The organism is Rhizobium laguerreae, from assembly GCF_019778565.1.
Taxonomy (GTDB): domain Bacteria; phylum Pseudomonadota; class Alphaproteobacteria; order Rhizobiales; family Rhizobiaceae; genus Rhizobium; species Rhizobium laguerreae.
Map to the genome: position 1 here is coordinate 1 of NZ_JAAXQT010000015.1, position 19,225 is coordinate 19,225.

General features: G+C 58.1%; 20 protein-coding genes and 6 pseudogenes. 15 read left to right on the plus strand and 11 right to left on the minus strand.

Annotated features, from left to right (window positions below; genetic code table 11):
• Positions 1–443: 443 nt before the first annotated feature.
• Positions 444–1,355, minus strand: a complete 912-nt coding sequence (locus tag HFO71_RS32575) for a LysR family transcriptional regulator (RefSeq protein ID WP_113544320.1) — start codon at positions 1,353–1,355, stop codon at positions 444–446.
• 502 nt (positions 1,356–1,857) lie between these two features.
• On the opposite strand from HFO71_RS32575, the gene HFO71_RS32580 reads away from it, so the two are divergent.
• From HFO71_RS32580 to HFO71_RS32590, 3 genes and pseudogenes are all read left to right on the plus strand, one after another.
• Positions 1,858–3,336 (plus strand): aldehyde dehydrogenase family protein, encoded by a 1,479-nt coding sequence (locus HFO71_RS32580; protein WP_131586794.1) that lies wholly within the window; start codon positions 1,858–1,860, stop codon positions 3,334–3,336.
• Positions 3,337–3,376: 40 nt separating this feature from the next.
• A complete protein-coding gene (locus tag HFO71_RS32585; protein ID WP_026158247.1) occupies positions 3,377–3,886 on the plus strand; it encodes a nuclear transport factor 2 family protein in 510 nt (169 codons plus the stop codon).
• A gap of 150 nt (positions 3,887–4,036) precedes the next feature.
• Positions 4,037–4,264: pseudogene (locus HFO71_RS32590) on the plus strand (MFS transporter); the annotation flags it as partial.
• Positions 4,265–4,389: 125 nt separating this feature from the next.
• On the opposite strand, the gene HFO71_RS32595 reads toward HFO71_RS32590, so the two are convergent.
• Together HFO71_RS32595 and HFO71_RS32600 are read right to left on the minus strand one after the other, a co-directional pair.
• Positions 4,390–5,199 carry a carbon-nitrogen hydrolase family protein gene (locus HFO71_RS32595; RefSeq protein WP_221988886.1) on the minus strand — a complete coding sequence of 270 codons (810 nt, stop codon included), beginning with the start codon at positions 5,197–5,199 and terminating at the stop codon, positions 4,390–4,392.
• Positions 5,200–5,335: 136 nt separating this feature from the next.
• Positions 5,336–5,902, minus strand: coding sequence for a TetR/AcrR family transcriptional regulator (locus HFO71_RS32600; RefSeq protein ID WP_017957028.1), 567 nt, complete (start codon positions 5,900–5,902; stop codon positions 5,336–5,338).
• Between the two features lie 132 nt (positions 5,903–6,034).
• On the opposite strand from HFO71_RS32600, the gene HFO71_RS32605 reads away from it, so the two are divergent.
• The 6 genes and pseudogenes from HFO71_RS32605 to HFO71_RS32630 all read left to right on the plus strand — a co-directional run.
• The gene (locus HFO71_RS32605; RefSeq protein ID WP_221988887.1) at positions 6,035–6,892 is read left to right on the plus strand and encodes an alpha/beta fold hydrolase; all 858 of its coding nucleotides are present in this window, start codon (positions 6,035–6,037) and stop codon (positions 6,890–6,892) included.
• A gap of 264 nt (positions 6,893–7,156) precedes the next feature.
• Positions 7,157–7,897: an SDR family NAD(P)-dependent oxidoreductase gene (locus tag HFO71_RS32610; protein WP_017957030.1), complete on the plus strand. Its 741-nt coding sequence runs from the start codon at positions 7,157–7,159 to the stop codon at positions 7,895–7,897.
• 127 nt (positions 7,898–8,024) lie between these two features.
• Positions 8,025–8,426: a RidA family protein gene (locus HFO71_RS32615; RefSeq protein ID WP_017957031.1), complete on the plus strand. Its 402-nt coding sequence runs from the start codon at positions 8,025–8,027 to the stop codon at positions 8,424–8,426.
• Positions 8,427–8,551: 125 nt separating this feature from the next.
• On the plus strand, positions 8,552–8,854 hold the full coding sequence (locus HFO71_RS32620) for a hypothetical protein (RefSeq protein WP_245007048.1): 303 nt from the start codon (positions 8,552–8,554) through the stop codon (positions 8,852–8,854).
• Between the two features lie 95 nt (positions 8,855–8,949).
• The gene (locus HFO71_RS32625; RefSeq protein ID WP_017957033.1) at positions 8,950–9,099 is read left to right on the plus strand and encodes a hypothetical protein; all 150 of its coding nucleotides are present in this window, start codon (positions 8,950–8,952) and stop codon (positions 9,097–9,099) included.
• A gap of 306 nt (positions 9,100–9,405) precedes the next feature.
• A pseudogene (locus HFO71_RS32630) lies at positions 9,406–9,672 on the plus strand (GMC oxidoreductase); the annotation flags it as partial.
• 162 nt (positions 9,673–9,834) lie between these two features.
• On the opposite strand, the pseudogene HFO71_RS36360 reads toward HFO71_RS32630, so the two are convergent.
• Positions 9,835–9,972: pseudogene (locus HFO71_RS36360) on the minus strand (AraC family transcriptional regulator); the annotation flags it as partial.
• A 95-nt stretch (positions 9,973–10,067) separates the two neighbouring features.
• Between HFO71_RS36360 and HFO71_RS32635 the strand changes: the two are divergent.
• The 5 genes and pseudogenes from HFO71_RS32635 to HFO71_RS32655 form a co-directional block, all read left to right on the plus strand.
• Entirely contained in the window at positions 10,068–10,445 is a 378-nt protein-coding gene (locus HFO71_RS32635; protein ID WP_221988889.1) for a DUF1127 domain-containing protein, read from the plus strand.
• A gap of 43 nt (positions 10,446–10,488) precedes the next feature.
• Positions 10,489–11,025, plus strand: a pseudogene (locus HFO71_RS32640) (class I SAM-dependent DNA methyltransferase); the annotation flags it as partial.
• 87 nt (positions 11,026–11,112) lie between these two features.
• Complete coding sequence (locus HFO71_RS32645; RefSeq protein ID WP_221988891.1) at positions 11,113–11,373, plus strand: hypothetical protein; 261 nt, start codon at positions 11,113–11,115, stop codon at positions 11,371–11,373.
• A 315-nt stretch (positions 11,374–11,688) separates the two neighbouring features.
• Positions 11,689–11,919, plus strand: coding sequence for a hypothetical protein (locus HFO71_RS32650; RefSeq protein WP_221988892.1), 231 nt, complete (start codon positions 11,689–11,691; stop codon positions 11,917–11,919).
• Positions 11,920–12,256: 337 nt separating this feature from the next.
• Positions 12,257–12,655, plus strand: a pseudogene (locus tag HFO71_RS32655) (P-loop NTPase family protein); the annotation flags it as partial.
• Positions 12,656–12,848: 193 nt separating this feature from the next.
• On the opposite strand, the gene HFO71_RS32660 reads toward HFO71_RS32655, so the two are convergent.
• A complete protein-coding gene (locus HFO71_RS32660; RefSeq protein ID WP_221988895.1) occupies positions 12,849–13,928 on the minus strand; it encodes an MBL fold metallo-hydrolase in 1,080 nt (359 codons plus the stop codon).
• A 43-nt stretch (positions 13,929–13,971) separates the two neighbouring features.
• Positions 13,972–15,150 (minus strand): NAD(P)-dependent alcohol dehydrogenase, encoded by a 1,179-nt coding sequence (locus HFO71_RS32665; RefSeq protein WP_221988896.1) that lies wholly within the window; start codon positions 15,148–15,150, stop codon positions 13,972–13,974.
• Positions 15,151–15,270: 120 nt separating this feature from the next.
• On the opposite strand from HFO71_RS32665, the gene HFO71_RS32670 reads away from it, so the two are divergent.
• Positions 15,271–16,170 carry a LysR family transcriptional regulator gene (locus tag HFO71_RS32670; protein ID WP_113544313.1) on the plus strand — a complete coding sequence of 300 codons (900 nt, stop codon included), beginning with the start codon at positions 15,271–15,273 and terminating at the stop codon, positions 16,168–16,170.
• Positions 16,171–16,183: 13 nt separating this feature from the next.
• Here HFO71_RS32670 and HFO71_RS32675 read toward each other — a convergent pair whose 3' ends face one another.
• The 5 genes and pseudogenes from HFO71_RS32675 to HFO71_RS32695 form a co-directional block, all read right to left on the minus strand.
• Positions 16,184–16,834: a hypothetical protein gene (locus HFO71_RS32675; RefSeq protein ID WP_221988897.1), complete on the minus strand. Its 651-nt coding sequence runs from the start codon at positions 16,832–16,834 to the stop codon at positions 16,184–16,186.
• A gap of 126 nt (positions 16,835–16,960) precedes the next feature.
• A complete protein-coding gene (locus HFO71_RS32680) occupies positions 16,961–17,272 on the minus strand; it encodes a hypothetical protein (protein WP_245007050.1) in 312 nt (103 codons plus the stop codon).
• A 552-nt stretch (positions 17,273–17,824) separates the two neighbouring features.
• On the minus strand, positions 17,825–17,974 hold the full coding sequence (locus HFO71_RS32685; protein ID WP_017957044.1) for a hypothetical protein: 150 nt from the start codon (positions 17,972–17,974) through the stop codon (positions 17,825–17,827).
• A gap of 46 nt (positions 17,975–18,020) precedes the next feature.
• A pseudogene (locus tag HFO71_RS32690) lies at positions 18,021–18,276 on the minus strand (ArsR/SmtB family transcription factor); the annotation flags it as partial.
• A gap of 166 nt (positions 18,277–18,442) precedes the next feature.
• Positions 18,443–19,180: an SDR family NAD(P)-dependent oxidoreductase gene (locus tag HFO71_RS32695; protein ID WP_221988898.1), complete on the minus strand. Its 738-nt coding sequence runs from the start codon at positions 19,178–19,180 to the stop codon at positions 18,443–18,445.
• Positions 19,181–19,225: the final 45 nt, after the last annotated feature.

Sequence of the window (19,225 nt, forward strand, 5' to 3'; positions counted from 1 at the left end):
TCATCAACCTGATCGGCGAAGGAGATAGCATCGCTGCTGAGGCGCGATCGCAGGCAACCACGAAGTCCGGCAAGATCTACGAGAACGAATACTTTATTCTGTTCAAGATCCGCGATGGAAAGATTGCGAGCGTAAGGGAATACACCGACCTTATGCATGTCCAGGAAACCTTCGGCTAGTCTAAGGCCATTGCGACCAAGCCCGCTTCCCGCTTTGAGCGCCGCGCAGCGGACGGAACCGGCTCGACGTTAATCGGCCTTCTATCAGAAATCGCTCATTCTGCCCGTTGGCGCCGCGATGCGCATCGCTGGTCTTGAACGGATACGACCTTCGGCTCCTGCGCTTCTGATGTTAAGTGGCTTGAATTAAAAAGCATTTCCCATGAGACCGATCCCAAACAGCAATCTGTCCCATAGCAGTGGACAGAAATCTTAGGTGCCGACTCAATAAAGCTTTTGGGAAACGCGCTCGGCCATGAAATCAATGAAGGCGCGAACTTTGGGCGCTCGTGCCGACATAGGGGGCCAGACGAGCGAAACGCTGCCACGTTCGTCCGTGTAATCTGCGAGGACAGCTTGAAGCCGTCCCGCCGCAATGTCTTCGCTTACGAGATAGCTCGGCGCCTGAATAATCCCCAAGCCACCCAGTGCGGCGGATGCAAGTGCCTCGCCGTCATTTAAAACGACAGAAGGCTTGATTGGCGTTGGTTGGAGTGAATTTTTGAACGCCCAAACTTCCGGCCGACCGGTGGTTGGAAAACGATAAAAAACACAGCAGTGATTATTGAGATCTGACGGAGTTTGCGGGGTGCCGCGGTGTGCGAGATATTCCGGCGAGGCGCACGTTATGAATGTGTGTGGTCCGATCCTCCGTGCGCGTAACGTCGAATCGTCCAGCTCACCTAGCCGCAGCACCACGTCATACCCACCATTGATAATATCAACCTTGACGTCATCGAGGCTGATCTCGGTCGTCACATCTGGAAAGCGGATGCGAAAATCGAGGAGCGCCGGCATGATGATCTTGCGACCTAAGACTGTGGGCACACTCACCTTAATGCGGCCTCGGGGTGCCTTTTGAACCAAGTGAAGCTCTTGCTCAGCGTCATGCAGTTCTTTCAATATGCGGGCGACGTATCGATATAGAATGTCGCCTTCCCCGGTCACGGCTAGCGATCTGGTCGTACGGTTCAGCAATCGCAGGCCTAGACGCGCCTCAAGTCGCTCCACCGCTTTTCCCACGGCCGATGCAGACAGACCAAGCTTCCTTCCCGCAGCCGCAAAACTTCCGGTTTCGACGGCGACTGAAAACGCGACGAGGCCGCTAAGGGATTCTATTGAGACGATTGAAGACATTATGTCCGGTATGATGCGACGAAGACCCCCATTCCGTCAACAGCCGCGATTCTCCAATATCTACACAGCAACTGTTCGCGCAGACCGCTACTAGAACGTCGAGCTAAGCATTGGGAGGAAGTAATCATGTCTCACACTCATGCACGCGTCCCCCGTCGTTGATCATTCAACGCGCCGGGTAAAGGATCAAGCAAGCAATGACAGGATTGCGGCAGGTAATATTCGAACGCCTGAAAACGACTGCGATGGTGTGGCTCGCCGTCTACCCAAGCGTCCTTCTGATTGTTTGGATTGTAGGCGACTGCATGCAGGATTGGCCAATGCCGCTGCGAGTACTGGGCGCAACGCTCATGGTTGTGCCAATTGCCACCAACGTTAGCCAACCCGCAGTCAGGACAATTGTCGGCAAAATCGAACAGGTAATGGTGCAGTGGCAATCACGTAACCGGCTCTAGCCTCGTCCTGTCCGGACGGATACTCGAAAGTGGAAGGATCCACAGATATGACGATGCCCCTCGACAACATACCGAGCCGCAAAGCCTTCAATTGGATCAGCGGATCTCAATGCCAAGAAGGTCAGTTGAAACAGTCAATAGACCCAGCGACTTATAACGTAATCGGCCACTACCCCGACTACGGCCTTGAGGCAGCGAAATTTGCGGTGGCAGCAGCCTCTAAAGCCTTTCGCGAAACAATGTGGGCGCATGATCATGAATTACGGGCTCGTGTGCTCGACCAACTAGCGTGCGCCTTCGAACGCAATCGCGACAGACTACTCGAAATTCTGTCGTTGGAGAACGGCAAGGTAAAGGCTGAAGCTGCATTCGAGCTGGACATGGTTGCGAGCAAACTCCGCTACTCGGCAGCCACTGCCCTGGTCGAAGGTGGACGGGCATTGACACCAAAGCCCGGGAGCATCTCCGTGATCCTTCGGCAACCGATGGGAGTCGCGGCGGTCATTGCACCTTGGAACTCTCCGGTTATTCTGACGATCCGATCACTCGCCCCAGCGCTCGCTGCTGGTTGCACCACCGTCATCAAACTCCCGGCGCAAGTCGCACAGACGGCAAGCGTCATGGCCGAGATTATGGCGGAAGCAGAGGATCTTCCGAATGGCGTGATCAATCTGTTTTTCGAAAGCGGTCCTGAGGGCTCCGCTTATCTCGTGGACTCGCCGGAGGTTCCAGTCGTCAGTTTCACCGGATCTACCCGTACCGGCCGAGCCATTAGCAGCGCCGGCGCGAGATACCTCAAACGTTTCGGAATGGAGCTCGGCGGCAAGACGCCGATGATCGTTTTTGACGATGCAGACCTTGATGCCGCCTTGCCGGCACTGGAAAAGGCGCTGACTGTCTTCAGCGGTCAGTTCTGCATGACGGGGTCCCGCTTGCTCGTGCAGGATGGAAAATATGAGGCCGTGCGCAACGGCTTGGCGGAGAGATTGCGCAACGTCAAGGTTGGCCCCGCCGCCGACCCCTCCAGCGATATGGGCCCGCTGATCGACCGCGCTAACGTTGCGCGGGTCGATGGTGTGGTCGAGGCCGCTATCGCAGCCGGCGCGAAGGTCGTCGAGCGGGGCGGACCCATCAATGTGGGTCCCCTTGCAAACGGCGCTTTCTTCCGCCCGGCCCTTCTGGAAGTCTCCGACAACAGTCTTGCTATCGTACAGGAGGAGACTTTTGGCCCAGTGCTGACGATTCAGCGGTTCTCTGACGAGGCGGAAGCGATCCGTCTTGCCAACGACAATGAGTACGGACTGTCGGCCAGCATCTGGACACGCGATGTAGATCGATCCTTGCGCGTCGCGCAGGCGCTCGAAGCGGGCTCGGTGTGGATCAATGACTGGGCGAAGGTCTACGACGGTACCGAGGAGGGCGGATTCAAGCAGTCTGGCGTTGGCCGCTTGAACGGTCTGGCCGCGCTGGACGATTTCATCGAACACAAGCACATCGCGCTCAAGCCGGGCTTGGCGCAACGCTGACACCTCAATTCCCAAAGTCACTTAGAAGGAGGAATATACGATGTCTATCAATGCGCACGCTAAGAAGTTGTCAAAAGCCGAGCCTGCATCCCCCACGTCACCGTTGGGGGTATTGCAGTCGATCCTGTCGAACCCGACTGACCTGGATTTCGTAAAACAATTCACGACGGACGATTTCATTTATGTTTCGCTGAACTATGAGCACGCGGAGCTGAAGCGGATCATGCCTTGGGCCGGTACCAACGAAGGTACCGAAGGGCTGGTTCAGACTTTTATCGATGTCGGCCGTTACTGGACGACAGACAACTTCGAAATTCAGGACAGCTTCGAAAATAAGAACGGAGCAGCGATCTTCGGCACGTTCACCTACACATCAAACGTTTTGGGCAATACGGTGACGTCGCCCTTTTCGGTTCTGGCGCGCGGTGAGAACGGCAAGCTGTCTTATGTGCAGTTTATGGAAGATACTTTCGCAACGGTCCGCAGTTTCAGAAACGGTGGCGAGTATTCCATCAAAGCGAACCCAGACGGGTCCGAAATCACTGTCTGAATGCAGGTCTGCCCTCGCGGCAACGATCACTAACTTGATGTAATAGGTTTCGGGCAGCAAGTAATCGCTAGGCGAACTGAACGAAACTTTGGTCAGTTTTCGGCAAAACAACGCCGAAAAAACAATCCTGATCCTGCATGCGACACCTCTCGCAGGAGCGATGGCGCCTATGGCTGGGGCGTGACCGAGGATTCTGCCGATCCGCAAAAGATGGTCGAATGGTTCATGGTCGATTCCTGGGCGAAGCACCTGCGCCAGCACAAACGGGTTTCGCAGGCCGATGCCGACCTCCAGGCCAAGGTACTTGCCTACCACTCGGGTCCCGACAGGCCTGTTATTCGACATTTCCTGGCGATCAACCGGCCGGGAAAAGCCTGACACGAAGACGTCTTTGGCAGGAACAGGCAGGATCAAGGTCCTCCTAAGAGCGGGAGGACCGGCAATACGGCAGTGCAACGTAGTGGCAGTCCTGCAGAGAACTACAGTGACTGGTTTTTTGACAATTAAATATCGATATCAGGGACCCCGATGCCGCCAGGGTCACGCAGTTCGTCCACGTAACAGGGATATTCCTGCCGCTGTCGGGCAGAAACCTGCGCATCAATGTCCATTAGCATGATGGAAGAACTGGTTTCTGTCCGCCCAGCCAGATCGCCCCCGGGGGTGATGGCGAAGCCGCCTCCGCCGAAGCGTGGACCATCCGTAGAATGCCCGACCCTGTTCGAACTGACGACGTAACTCCCAGAGACGATTGAGGCCATCTTGCCGGCAGTTATCCAGCTTTCGTGGGCAGAACCGGTCGCCCGAGGAACGGCAATCAAATCGGCTCCGCATCGGCCGTATTGTCTGGCATGTTCGTTGAACATGAGTTCGGTACACAAAAGGACGCCTACACCTAGCCCGCAAATAATCTGGATGTTGAAGCGCCCATCGCCTCGACTGAACCAGGACACCTCGGACCAACCAGGCTCCTGCGGAAGGTAGGTCTTCGTATGCAGGGGGCGAACTTCGCCGTTCTCGATGACGATCGCCTCATTGGCAAGGCGGTCGGCGAGCAGCATTGGACGGCTTGTTATAACGGCCGGAATGTTCAGCGCAGCGAGAGCAGCGGTTCCAGCTTCGTGGATCTCAACACTTTGCTGTGCGTCCTCGACTACGAAATCATTCTTTCGAGCCAGCCACTGACCGAAAGGCATCTCATTCATTAACAGTATATCGGGCCTGCACTTGCCAATAGCTTGGGCAAATTGCTCCCACGCCGGTCCATGCGGCTGCAAGCCATCGGTCATTTCGACGTAAGCACAAACAGGCATTATTATCCTCCACCTCAAGGGATTGAGCTTAGTACTTGGCGTAGGGTCAAAGTTCCAGGGCTGCCATGAGCTTCCCGATGGACGGACGGGTATTCTCAATGCGGTAGCGGATACGGTAACCGGCACGGCTTAGGCGTTATCGGCTAGACAGTGACTTCGCAGCGGCTGCATTTTTAGCTTCTTCGATGGAAAGGCGAACCGCTCGTTTCATGGCATCCTTCTCGCCGAATATCGCAACAAAAGCCGTGGCACCTTCCAAACGGGCTAACGTGTCAGTCGCAATGTCGCGAGCTACATCGACAGGCATGGCGCGGGACAGGATGCTCGACAGATGATCGCGATGCGCTTGAAAAAATGCTCGAACGGCATGCTTCGCAATCGGGGTCTCGTCACTTGTGCCGTAGGCTAGATGCAGACCTACGCATCTGCCGCGATCAGTGAGAGTGGTCGCGATAAATTCGATGACCTCGACGAATTCATCATCCCATTGCCCGGAGGCTGAGTCTCTTTGACCGAATGTCTCTTGCAAAGTGAGATCAAGTACCGCCGGAACGAGAGCTTCCTTATTGGGGAAGCGGACGTACAGCGATGATTTCTTCAGGCCCACGGCATCCGCGAGGTCATTCATCGACGCGCCTGCATAACCTTTTGATCGAAACAACTCCCTCGCAGTCGATACGATCGTTTCTCTCATGACTTTCATACGTCTTCTCCGAGCCAGGGTTCTCCGCATTTGATACAGGAAATCTAAGGGGTTGACAACCGACCGTTCGGTCGTATTTTACCTTCACTCGTGACTGTTGGTTTGTCGAATCCTTTGAGAAGGAGTTCTAAAATGGCCGTAAGCTACAAAACGCAAAAGGTACAAGACGTCGAGGTTTTCTACAGAGAGGCCGGTTCAAAGGAAGCACCAGTCCTTCTTCTGCTCCACGGTTTTCCGTCATCCAGCCACATGTTCCGTGATCTGATCCCGCTGTTGGCAGATCGATACCGCGTCATCGCACCAGACCTTCCCGGGTTCGGTCGAACGAGTTCACCTGCACGTGGAGAATTCCCTTACACATTCGATAAACTCGCCGCTGTCATGACGGGCTTCACAGAGGCACTCGGCCTCAGCCGCTATGCACTTTACGTTTTCGACTATGGTGCACCGATCGGGTTCAGGATGGCGACGGCCAATCCGGACCGAATCTCCGCCATCATCAGCCAGAATGGCAACGCCTATATCGAAGGGTTCAGTGATGAATGGACGGCGTGGGAGGCATATTGGCGTGACCCCTCCGCTCAAAACAGAGAGGCATGTCGGGCATCTCTGTCTCCTGAGGTGATCGAGAACTGGCAATACCGCACCGGGACATCAAAGGAGCGTCTTTCACCCGATGGTTATCAACTTGATATCGCGTTCATGTCGCGGCCGGGTGCTGAAGACATTCAACTGGATCTAATCCTCGACTACAGAACAAACATCGACCGGTATCCGGAGTTTCAGGCGTATTTTCGGGATCACCAACCACCGTTCCTGGCGGTCTGGGGCAGACATGATCCAGCATTCGTACCCGCGGGTGCCGAGGCCTATAAGCGTGACCTCCCCACCGCGGAGGTCCATCTGCTCGATACCGGCCATTTTGCCTTGGAAACACATGCAGACGAGATCGCTCAGTTCATTCGGAGCTTCCTGATCAGACATGTCTAAGCTCGATACGACTGTCGTCGTCGGGCTTGGCTCAAGTGGCCACTGAAAAGCGGACAATCGCGAAGCTTCACGGGGAAGACAGGTACGGGTTTTACGACCTATTCCAAGTGTTCCTGTTCAAGCAACGGAGTTTTGCACGTCTGGCACCTACAGGATGCCAGCAATCCCCGCGAAATAGTGTTCGCTTGTTCGGTTGGATCCGACGGTGTCCTTCGCAAATAACTTGAAACACATCAACCTATCCTGGTGGAAAGGAACAGATACATGATCAATCTTGAAGGCAAACGCGCACTGGTAACTGGCGGGTCGCGAGGCATTGGTGCTGCGATCGCATTGGCGCTGGCAGAAAACGGCGCGGATGTCGCGTTCACCTACCAACGCTCCGCCGAAAAGGCCTCGAAGGTAACGGAAGCGATCGAAAAGATGGGGCGTCGCGTGGCTGCAATCCAAGCAGACAGCGCCGACCCCGAGGCAATTGCTAGCTCAGTAAGCGAGGCCGTCTCCGCTTTGGGCGGGCTGGACATCCTTGTGAACAGCGCCGCGATTGGCCACAACGGCATGATCGTCGACTTGGATGTCTCAGCGTATCAGACCTTGATGGATGTCAATGTACGAGCTCCGGTCCTGTTCGCGAAAGCCGTCATCCCGCATCTCGGCAAAGGCGGCCGCATCGTCACAATCGGCTCGGCTCTGGGCGAGCGGGTACCGTTTCCCGGCATAACACCCTATGCAATGTCCAAGGCAGCACTCACATCCTTCACACGCGGTCTTTCGCGTGAACTTGGTCCAAGTGGTATCACCGTCAATCTCGTGCAACCCGGAGCAACCGATACTGAAAGCAACCCAGCGGACGGCCCGGCTGCAGACTTGCAGAAAAGCTTGACTTCCTTGGGACGCTACGGCGAACCGCGGGAGATTGCCAACGCTGTGGTATTTCTCGCAAGCCCGGCCGCGAGTGTCATCACGGGCGCTATTCTCACCGCAGACGGCGGTGCAATCGCCTGACTTGCTCGTGCAAGATTCTGATGGAGCGATGGTGCCCACCTTTTCGATCGCCCGGACTAACCGGCAACACACCATTTCGGTGGGCGCCATCTCCATGCTTATACCTTCCTCACAATAGGAGACCACAATGGCAAAGCCTGAACTTTTCGTCACGCCTGGGTTCGGGCAGAAATTCCATGAGCTTTTGCACTTTTCACAAGCGCTCAAGATTGGTGATCGCATCGAGATCTCCGGCCAGGGCGGATGGAACGATGAACTCGAAATTCCGGAGTCAATCGTGACCGAGATCGAGAGAGCATTTGAGAATGTCCGGCGAACCTTGGCCACGGCTGGCGCGGACTGGAAGGATGTCGTCCATGTCAACTCTTATCACGTCGGAGGCTTTCCACCGATCGTGAACGAAACGATTGCCGGTCTTTTCCGTGAGTACATGCCCGATCGAGCTCCGATCTGGACGCAGACCGGTGTGGAAGCCCTTGGGCTCCCTGCGATGCGAATTGAGATCCGTGTCACTGCCATCCTGGAATGACTCTGGCGCCTACCACGGCTGCATTACGATGCAAAGGCTAGTCGCGTTTAGCAACGACCGACCCATGGCCAAAGCCTGTGACCGCCTTAATGCGATCAGAATCTCAGCCTCCCAAGGAGAATGTAATGAACACCGACAGTTGCCCCATTCCCACACCGCAGGAGCGCTCCTTCCTAGCCATCCAGCAAGCGGCCGAACAGACGATGCTTGAGAAGGTGTCGCGCGCCATCTCCGATGCGACAGCCGAAGTCACGAGGAACGTTCAAGACGCTGGTTTGGAATTTGAACCGACCAGTGAAGGCTACTTCATGTTCGCGGTTCAGCAGGGCAACATTCGTGCGCCTTTGCGGAGGCAATCCGGATACGCTGCGGGGAGGAAACCCGGAGGTTGGCGAACATGTCATTCGGAACTGTCGCAACATCATTGACACCTATTGGAAGAGCCACACAGCACAGACCGCGGTGCCCTGAAAAGCACTTTCCTGTCCCAGGCAATCGGTCACAGCAATAAACGAGGTCCATCATGAAATGGGAATACCTGACAGTCGACAAGACACTCGATAACCAGCAGATGAACGAACTTGGTGACGCCGGGTGGGAATTAGTTGCGGTCGTTTCACCAGCGCATTTCGTCTTTCATTATTTCTTCAAGCGGGAAGCTCAGCCGCTATAGCAACTATCGAAGGACTGAAGCGTTTACAGGCGTCTTGCCTTCTAGCAATGCAAATGGCGCCCGGTAGCACGGGCGGGACGACCGCGATCCGGCCCCGCAATCGCTGGGCAATCCCTTATCAGTGGAATTCAGCAGATTGGGCTGAGCGCTGCAAGTTGGGTTCATCGGTGAATGACAGTTAGCCCGTGCAGTTACGGAACCGGATCCTGCCTGCGGGCCGGGCAATGTGCTCATTGCCGTAGAGGCTATTTCCATTGAGGGAGGCGACCTCATTGGTGAATTGCACTGAGAGCTGACCCAGGCTCCACCCGCTTCATGTTTCGGACATGGTTCCGCAAGACCATGTGCATCGGCGCTGCCATCCACGAGACGGGCGGCGCGCGGATGGGAGAGACTCCGGAGATATCCATCAGTGCTCAATCGCTACAACAAGTTTGGGACGCGCCTAACCTCATCGTCACCGACGCCAGCGCCTTCCCCGGCAGTGGAGTTGCCGGCACCACCCTCACCGTCATGGCCCTGACCCTTTGCGCCTGCCGTCATCTCGTTGATGGAGAAGAGTATTCCTCTTAAAAAGGCTCTAACGCAGATGAGCAACTGCCCGATTACACCAGGTCTTGAGTGGAATCGAACCGCCGACGGCCTTATTTGGGACAGAAATCCAGCTGGATTTCTTAGTGAAAATTCCTGCTCTTCACCTTCAGCGTATCGATATGATGGTCAGGCACAAACATGTCGCGCCCGGTGGTGCGTATGAAAAGCGTAGGTCCGCCCGGCGGGCTCCGCTCCGCCCTGAGCGACAGCGGTATGCGGATAATCTCCGAACCCGTCTTCCGGCAAATGAACGTTGATCAGGTTGTCGCGGGCAATCATGGCGGCTCAGAGACATAATTTGTCAGACTGCCGATAACACGTCTGACGGCAATTCACTAGGTTGGCATTAACTCAGCACAACTTGGACGAAGGTCATGACACTGGAATTCCAAATAGCGGAAATCCCGGAGCGCCTTGCCCGCGGCCTTCTGACGAAGCTACCAGCTTTGAGGTTCGGAGCCTCCGTCGCTGTGGGCTGGTGGCAACGGAGCGAGACCGAACACGCACTGCACCGACTATCGGATCGTGATCTGGCGGACATAGGTATTGCGCGTCGCGATATTCGCGAGTTCGCTTGGACTGGCACCGTCGCAGCCAGCGAGCGACGAAACAGATCACCGGCCGCCGCCATGGATGCGCTTGCCTGCGGGGAATCCCATGCCCCGAGCGGATGGGTGGAAGCCCTCGCTGATCCCTTTCGCGACGGCTCACGAATTAATGCGATGTCCACGAAGCCGCGGTCAACGCGATAGCGCCGTCGGTCTTGAAACAAGCGTTACCAGAGAGGCAGACAGAATGCATGATGACCGGCTTTTCGACGAGAAGATCGCTGCGACCTACGATGATGACAAAGGCATCTCTGCGCCAGAGGTGATCGAGCCGGCCGTTGATCTCCTGGCCGAGCTCGCAGGAGGCGGGCGCGCCTTGGAATTCGCGATCGGAACCGGACGTATCGCACTTCCTCTCGCGCGGAAAGGGGTGCAGGTGGAGGGCATCGAGCTTTCGAGGCCGATGGTGTCTCGCCTTCGCGCTAAAGAAGGAGGCGCGGAGATCTCGGTAGCGATCGGCGATATGGTAACGACGGATGTCGCGAGACGGTTCTCACTCGTCTACCTGGTTTTCAATACGATAAACAACCTGACATCGCAGGACGCTCAGCTCGCCTGCTTCCGGAACGCAGCCGCGCATCTCGAACCTGGTGGACACTTCCTGATAGAGGTCGGCGTGCCACCGCTTCAGCGGCTGCCGGTCGGCGAGACGATCCTGGCGTTCGACCACGGCGAAACGCATTGGGGCATCGACGAGTACGACGTGGTGAACCAGAATTTCTCGGTCCGGTTCCCATTCGTGTATGGCGACGGCGACGGACATCTTGAATCTCTTCCCAAGTATGTCGGCTCCTAGCATCCGGCGCAACGCATGAGCACGATCCCCCATCGTGACATCGCCACAGCGATGAAGCTGGCGCTGAACGGCTCATTCGATCGGCGCGTCGTAAACGTTGCGGACGAGGCGCCAGCGTCCATCTATGAGATTTCAGACATGCTCGGTGCACGGATGGACTCGAGCGCTGAGCCTCTTTCGAACCCTTGGTACCTGCTCGTCGACAGTTCTCTCGCCCGCAGCCTGGGCTTTCGCGCCAGTGTTCGGACCGTCTATCAGGCCCAGCAAGAGGCTTGATGTGACACATGCTTCTGAAGCTCCACTCGATATTTGTTCAATGTGAACTCTACGAACAAATAAGCCGAAGTCGGGTGTTACTTGGCCGCGAAAATTGGGGCAACGACTGACTGCCGATCAGACTGCCCTTACCGTAATGGCACTTTCAGCGGCCGCAAGAATAGTTTCCTTTGCAGACCGGGGCCGCCGCGCTGCCACCCGATTCCAGACGTAGCAGTCTTGTCGATTTTTCGCAGAGTGAGTTCTGTCTTCTCCTTTCCACAAATACACTCTACCATCGCTTGCATTGATGGTCGCAAGGCTCGGGGAGCGGCTATGCGCAAAACACAATCGAGAGATGGTCTGAAAGTGGTCGCCGTTGCTGGCACCTTTGTCGTATTGCTGGGTCTCGACCTGAAGCGCGAAGACTGTGCTGGTCTGCTCGGCTTTTCGATCCGCGCCGGACACGGCGCGGGCAAGCCGATCGGGAAGGTGCTCGACGAGATGGCCGATCTTTGGACGTTTGCGGCATACTGGACTGGTCTGGAGGTAGGAGCGGCAGACTGACCGATGCAGGTCACCCACGAAGACCTAAGACCAAAGTCGCCGCGGTTTGGCATTGCGGGCTTGAACGCATTCTCCGAGCAAACCGCCGGATGACTTACAGCATTCCGACAGAACGGACGCAAAAGTCGATTTCCGGTTTCCGTGGAAGTCGGAACCGGCACAAGCGGTGCAACTCGAGTTCAGTTGAGAATAATCTGGTCACGCCGTTTCCCTGTCTTTGTACGCAGTACGACGACCACATTTCGGTTGTTGTAATGCACTGATTTCTTCCACTCATCCCCGATCCCGACGTGGCGGCCACTTACCAGAATCGGAGGCAATCCTTCACGGCGCGCGCATGCTGCGCACGGCCCTCGGGCCGGGGATCGCCCAATTTCTGGAAGATCCCACGATCGTCGAGGTGATGCTCAACCCCGATGGGCGGCTCTGGATCGACCGCCTCTCCGAGGGACTCTCCGACACGGGTGAACGGCTGTCACCGGCCGATGGCGAACGCATCGTTAGCCTCGTCGCGCACCACGTCGGCGCGGAGGTTCATCCCGGCAGCCCGCGCGTCTCAGCGGAGTTGCCGGAAACAGGAGAGCGGTTCGAGGGGCAGCTGCCGCCGTTGGTCGCCGTTCCAGCCTTCGCGATCCGAAAGCCCGCCGTCGCCGTCTTTACGCTCGACGACTATGTCGCGGCTGGCATCATGGCGGCCGACCAAGCTGAAGCGCTGCGGGTCGCCGTCGCTGAGCGCCGCACTCGCCGACGAAACGAACGCGCCATTGATCCAATTCTTGGCAGAATAAGTCGTCATCTAAAGTCCTTAGATAGCTGCATGACATGACGGTCCCTCCACCGCCGTGAATGGACTGGTGTTGCTAGAGAGCTGCTGCTCGTGCTTGCGTCCGCTGCGACCTCGCTTCAGCGGGCACAGACCGCGCCGGGGATCAGGTCAGGAATGGCGGAGCATTTTCGCCGCGCAGGCGATAGTTGGGACGCGGGCGTTCAAGACGGATCGATTCGAGCACCGTGTAGGCGTGATACTTGGTCTGTGTGGTCACGCCGGCGAGCCGCTCCGACCAAAGCTGGCCGTTGCTGCTGCGCTTCTCGAGTACATATTTGGTGGCGTAGTTCGCCATCGAGTTGATCCAGTTCTCGGTGCCGACGAACACTTTGTCCCAGCCGGCGCCGTCCAAGATGCTGATCAGGGCATCCGACCGCGAGAACCGGTCGACGGCCGCTTGCGCGCCGTCAAGAACGTCGGCGAAATACTCAATCGATGCCTTGACCGTCTCAGGCGTGCCGTACTTCATGTGGTGACCGGCCACGAGGAAGTCGAAGTCGAACTCGAGGAGCTGTTCCTGGGCCTGATACCAGCCGGTTATGTTCTGCGAAGCATCGCAGTGCATGAAGGTGGCGCTGCCGGGGCTGATGATGTCGATGACGGTCAGCGCCTTCTGCGCCGGCGCGTAGATGAAGATGTTGCCGGGGCAGTGGTTCTCGCCCTTGTACGACAGCTCCAGGGTCACGCCGCCGACCGTCAGCGTGTGTTCCTTGTCGAAGGTCAGCGTCGGGATCGGACGGTTCGGATCGGGAAAGCGCTCGAGCAGTTCCTTGGTGATCTCGTGAGCGACGATCTCGACGTTTGGCCCGAACACGGAGGCGGCGCCGATGTGATCGGTGTGCCAGTGGCTGTAGATGACATGCGTCACCGGTTTGTCGGTGACACCCTCGATCGCTGCGAGCATGTTCTCACCGATCGTGGGCGGGGCATCAATCGCGATCACGCCGTCGTCCGTCACCACGAACGCCGCATCATAGCCGCCGCTGGTGACCCAGTAGAAGCCGCCGCGCAGCTCCTCGACATGGTAGCCCAGCTTCTGGAAGCGCTCGCTGGTGAAATAGGCTGGATAGTAGTTCGGGGGATCGGCTGGATGCTCACCGGCCTCGGGAAAGCCGTAATTGTCGATCGCGAAGAATGCTGGCGTATCGCTGGCATTGATGGCTTTCTGATGGTTGTTGCACATGATCCGCTTCCTTTGCTGATGAATTGGGAGTCGCGCGGAACGCTCAGGCGTCCGTGGCGCCGAACCGGAGGACCGCCTTGATGACGCGACCGGCGGCGACGTCTTCGAACGCCTGGTTGATGTCCGCGAAGTCGTAGAAGGTGATCAGGCGGTCGAACGGGAACCGGCCCGTGCGGTAAAGCCCGATCAGTTCGGGGATCATCAGCGCCGACACGGCATCGCCTTGAATGATACCCTGGAGCGTCTGCCCGACTGTCAGACGCGATGCGTCCACCATCGCGCCCGAATGGGCGTTGAAGGCGACGAAGCCGAAATGTCCCATCGGCGCGAGGGCACCAACCCCAGCATCGAGATTGGCGGCGCGCCCGCTGGTGTCCAGGACGAACTCGACGCCCCTCGGCTCGATCTTCCGGATCGCCGCGGATACATCCGCCTGGGCGACCGCGTTGACGGCGTGGGTCGCGCCAAGCTCCCTGGCGAGCTGCAGGCGTTCCGCATTCACGTCGATGGCAATGACCGTCGCCGCGTCGGCAACCTTGGCGGCCATGATCGCGGCCAGACCGACCGCGCCGACGCCGAAGACGGCGACAGTGGCGCCGACCGGAACTTTCATCGCCTTCAGGAGTGCACCGGCGCCGGTCTGGAAGCCGCAGCCGAGCGGCCCCAGAATCTCCAGCGGAATGTCGCTGGGCACCTTGATGGTGTTGCGCTGATGCGCAAGCGCATAGGTCGCGAAAGAGGATTGGCCGAAGAAATGGGCATGCAGGTCGTCCGCGCCGTTCCGCTCGACACCGATGGAGCCATCCAACCTCGCGCCCGCAAAGTTGGCCTCCCACACTTTCTCGCAATATGCGGCGTGAGACGACAGGCAGGGTTTGCACTGTCCACACGAGTGGTAGGAAAGTACGACATGGTCGCCAGGCTTAATGTGGCCGACCGATACTCCAGTACGCACGACGATGCCCGCGCCCTCGTGGCCGAGGATTGCCGGTAGTGGCGTCGGCATCAGCTGTTGCCGGACATGGGCATCGGTCGCGCAGATCCCCGTTGCGACCATGCGGACGAGCACCTCATCTGGCCGGGGCGCTTCAAGTGTCACATCCTGCATCACGAAGGGTGCATCCTTTCGCTCGACCACGGCTGCGCGAGCACGCGTGATCGTGCTCTGCCCACGCGGATTGCTGGGAATATTCGTTGCTTCAGAGTTTCGCGAACTTGTCATCGGCGGCCTCCAGGGAGTTCGATTGCAAGGGAGGCGGATGTTGTTTCCGCTGCCCTTTCCTCGAAAATACCGATCCTGTAGTGTTGCAGTAGTCGCCAAGGCAGAAACGTGGAGTTGCTGATGCCGGAACCTATACCCGTTGACTTGTTGGACGTGATCGCATTCGTCCGAGTGGTGGAGACCGGGAGCATTGCAAATGCCGCCGCGCGCCTTGGCATCGCCAAGTCTATCGTGAGCCGACGCGTCAGTCGGCTCGAGGCCGTTCTTGGTGCTCAGTTGCTGACCCGCACGCCGAGGGGCACGAGGTTGACCGATATTGGTCGCGAATATCATGCGCATGCGGCCGCAGGCCTATCGCAACTGGAATCGGCGCAGGAGGTCGTCAGCAAGTCGACCAGCGAGATTTCTGGCCAGCTGCGAATTCAGGTTCCAGCCGCCTTTGGCGAGTATCTGCTGGCGCCGCTACTGGCGGAATTCGCGCTTCTCTATCCGCTTATCCAGTTCGATGTTCGCTTTACCGATCGTCAGGTGGACATGGTCGCCGAGGCGTATGATCTTGCGATCTGGCCCGGCGCCGTTCCGGACTCGATTCTTATCACCCGCAAGTTCGCCAAGGTTCGCTGGGCAGTGGTAGCCAGCCCGGCCTATCTCGATGCGCGCGGACGCCCTGCGGCCCCTGCTGACCTGGCGGCGCACGACACGATTCTCTACGCGTTGGATGCTGGCCGTTGGCGCTTTCAGGGCCGCGAAGACTGGGAGCACGTGCGCATGAACTCCCGGTTCCGCACCGATAACGGGCAAATGCTCTTGGCCGCTGCGCGTGCAGGTCTGGGGGTTGTACTTGTTCCAATGTTCATGGTCGAAGGCCCTTTGGAGCGAGGCGAACTCGAAGCGGTCCTGCCCGATTTCCCGCACGAAGGGGGTGACCTGCAGATCTTCATGCCGCCTGCGCGCGCCGGTATCGCGCGTGTGCGGGCATTGGTGGATTTCCTCTACGAGAAGTTCGACCGGGAAATCTGAGTCGTTCGCCGGGTCACGGTAATCTCCAGGCCGTCAGAACCAGCAGCGCACCACCAATCGCGATCGCGGCCAGTGCGGCAGTAACACCTCGGCCAAGGCGTGGCGGCTGCCAGCCACCATCACTCGATGCACCATGGGGGCCGCCCGCGGCCGCGGGTTGATCGATTGTGTTGGCGCTGCGCTGAAGCCGCAGTTCCGCCATCTTCCGCCGGATGCGTAAAGCGAGGATAACCGCCAAATATGCCGTCGTGAGCGCCGCCAGTGCGGCCACGAGATGGAGCGTATCCGATTGCGCCGTGAGCGGAGCGGCGCCAGCTGCCACGCGCCCGTCCATGTAGCTTCCCAGCAGCGCAGGTCCGGCAAGCGCGCCGAGTGCGTTGACGACGCCGAACAGCACGATGAAACTGATCAATTCCCTGCTACCGTACTGGAGTGCGTTGGTGATGCCGAGCAGTAGCGCCGGACCCAGGAAGAACGTCCCCGCGAACGCGATCCCCGCCTGCGATACATAGAAGCGCCACAGATCATGCGGATTCGCCGAGGTGCTCTCACCAAAGGCCGCGATCGCCACGACCCCGATGGCCAGCATCATCGGCCGCGCAAGCTTCTCGACATTCAACGAGAGGGCGCTGGCGAAGACGCCGGCGGCGGCAGCGGGTGCCAAACCGGAGGCAACGGACCTTTCGGTTCTGCCATAACTCGTCCGCTTTGGGCTTTCGTCGGGAAACCTGCAAAGCAGACGTCCGGCCCGACCTGACCTATCGACCAAGATCAACCCGAAGTGGCCATTTCATCGAGCCGGCGCACGTTCCCCAGGCTGAACCGTCAGATAGCTGGTTGGAGTATGGCTGGTGACCACAGCCGGCCCCTCCGGTTCTCCTGGATCGTAAAACAGACGATTGACCGAGTCATAGAGCAGGAAATGGTCCCCATCGACGTGGACGACGGCCACACCTTGAATATCACTCCAATCGCTGGTTCTTATCGGCGCGCCGATAGGCCAGCCGAGCGACCTCAACACCCGGCAGACGTCATCCCACCTCGTATAATGGACTGACCTGTCGCCCCAATCCACCATGGCCGCGACCTGATCATAGGTCATGCCAGTGAGCATTTGCAGGACGCGTACCCCGCAGCCGTCATCCCTTGGCAATTGTGAGTGAAGGGAAATCGAACTTGGCCGGGCTGGCGCAGTGACATGGTTGAACTCCTTGAGATTCACCAGTCTCGGCATATTGGGCAGCAAAGCAAGGTGGCAACGCCAACCTTGGCCCCTAGCTCAAAGACGCTTCGGCGTATGTAGCGTGGTCTGCTCACTGGAGGGGCCGAAACTGAACTAGAACCTTGTCGGCGGCGGGCAATTGGTGGAGGTAGCTCGTCAAGAATCGCGGAATTTTATTTCTGTCCTGTCGTGCTTCATGCGTCTATTCAAAATCACTATTGCCGCCTTCATCATTTCTTTGTTTTCGGTAGCCACCGCCAAATCGCGGCAGCAACTTACCGCGCCAACGCCGAGCGGGGAGACTTTGGTTGAGAGCTTCGGGAGCTGCGCAAACGCAACCTGTCCGGCAGTTCTGATCTTGAGCGGCAGCAGGGGCCTTGCAGCGCCCCTTTATGACGAAATCGGGTAGACGTTCCGGGCGGCGCGTGGGGATCATGCCTTGCCTTGCCGGTTCCAGCAGCATCTCGGCCGCGCGGTTGATGGCGGCCGGATGCCGCTCGCCTCCGCCAGCCGCTTGAACTTGTAGAGCACCGTGAGATCGCCGATGCCGTCGCCCTTTATTGCGCTATAGGTCGATTGCACCAGGATTTTTTCGAGACCGGAATCCTTAAGCGTGCCTCTCGATCTATGCCGCCTCTTCCTCCAGTCCGAGCAGGCCGAGCTTGCAGGTTCGCACCCGGCCGACTTTCTCCGTGGTGACGAGTCCCGCCTGCTCCAGGACGCCGACGTGCTTCTTCATGCCCGTGAGGGTCATGTGGAATTTCTCGGCAAGCTCCGTGATCGAAGCGTTCTGACGTCCAAGCTGCTCCAGGATGCCGCGTCGGGTGGGCGTCCGAAAGCGCCGCGAAAGAGGCATCGAGGCGGGTCCGCCGCTGTTGCTCGATTCCCCGCGCGACGGGTCGGTCCGCTCCTGAAAGACACGCGACCTACACGCCGTTCGAACACGCTGATGATGGTGCAAAGTGGAATGAGAGTGGAGAGCTAGTAGGTGGTAGTATCTAGTTAGCTCCCACTCTCCTATGTACAAGTCGCGGACCCGCGGGAGTGTATTTAGGTCAGCGTGCCGCCATCAACGGTCAGGATGGTTCCGGTGATTTGTCGGGCCGCAGCAGATGCGAGGAATGCTACCGCAGCCGCGATATCCTCCGGCTCGCCGTACCGGCCGAGCGGAATTAGGGCACGCTGAAAATCTCCGAACTCGCCCTCGGCCGGGTTCATTTCCGTGTTGGTTGATCCCGGCTGAATGAGGTTGACAGTGATGTCACGGGCCCCAAGTTCTCGCGCCAGACCGCGGGTAAATGATTGAAGTGCCGATTTGGTCATTGAATAAACCGTCGATGGTCCGACAATGCGTTCTGCGCCTGCGGAGCCGATTGTGACGATCCGGCCACCTTTGCCAAGATACGGCATCGCGGCTTGCGATGCCAGGATCGGGGAGCGAGCGTTGACAGCAAAAAGGGCGTCGATCTCGGCGACGGTGAAATCTGCCACATCCTTGTAGATCGCGATAGCCGCATTGTTCACCAATATGTCGAGGCCGCCCAACACTTGCGCCGCTTGATCAACCGACCGCTTGACCGCGTCGGGGTCCATGCTATCAGCCTGGATAGCCAACGCCTTGCGCCCTTTGCCCTCGATCGTCGCGACAACTTGCGCTGCCCGATCAGCGGCGCGTTCGTACGTTATCGCAACGTCGGCGCCTTTTTCGGCCAGAGCGATCGCGATCGCGGCGCCAATGCCGCGGGACGCACCAGTCACAAGCGCACGTTTACCTGCTAATTCACTCATCGATCATTCCTTTCGTTATCGACAGGGGAAATGTTTCGCCCGGCC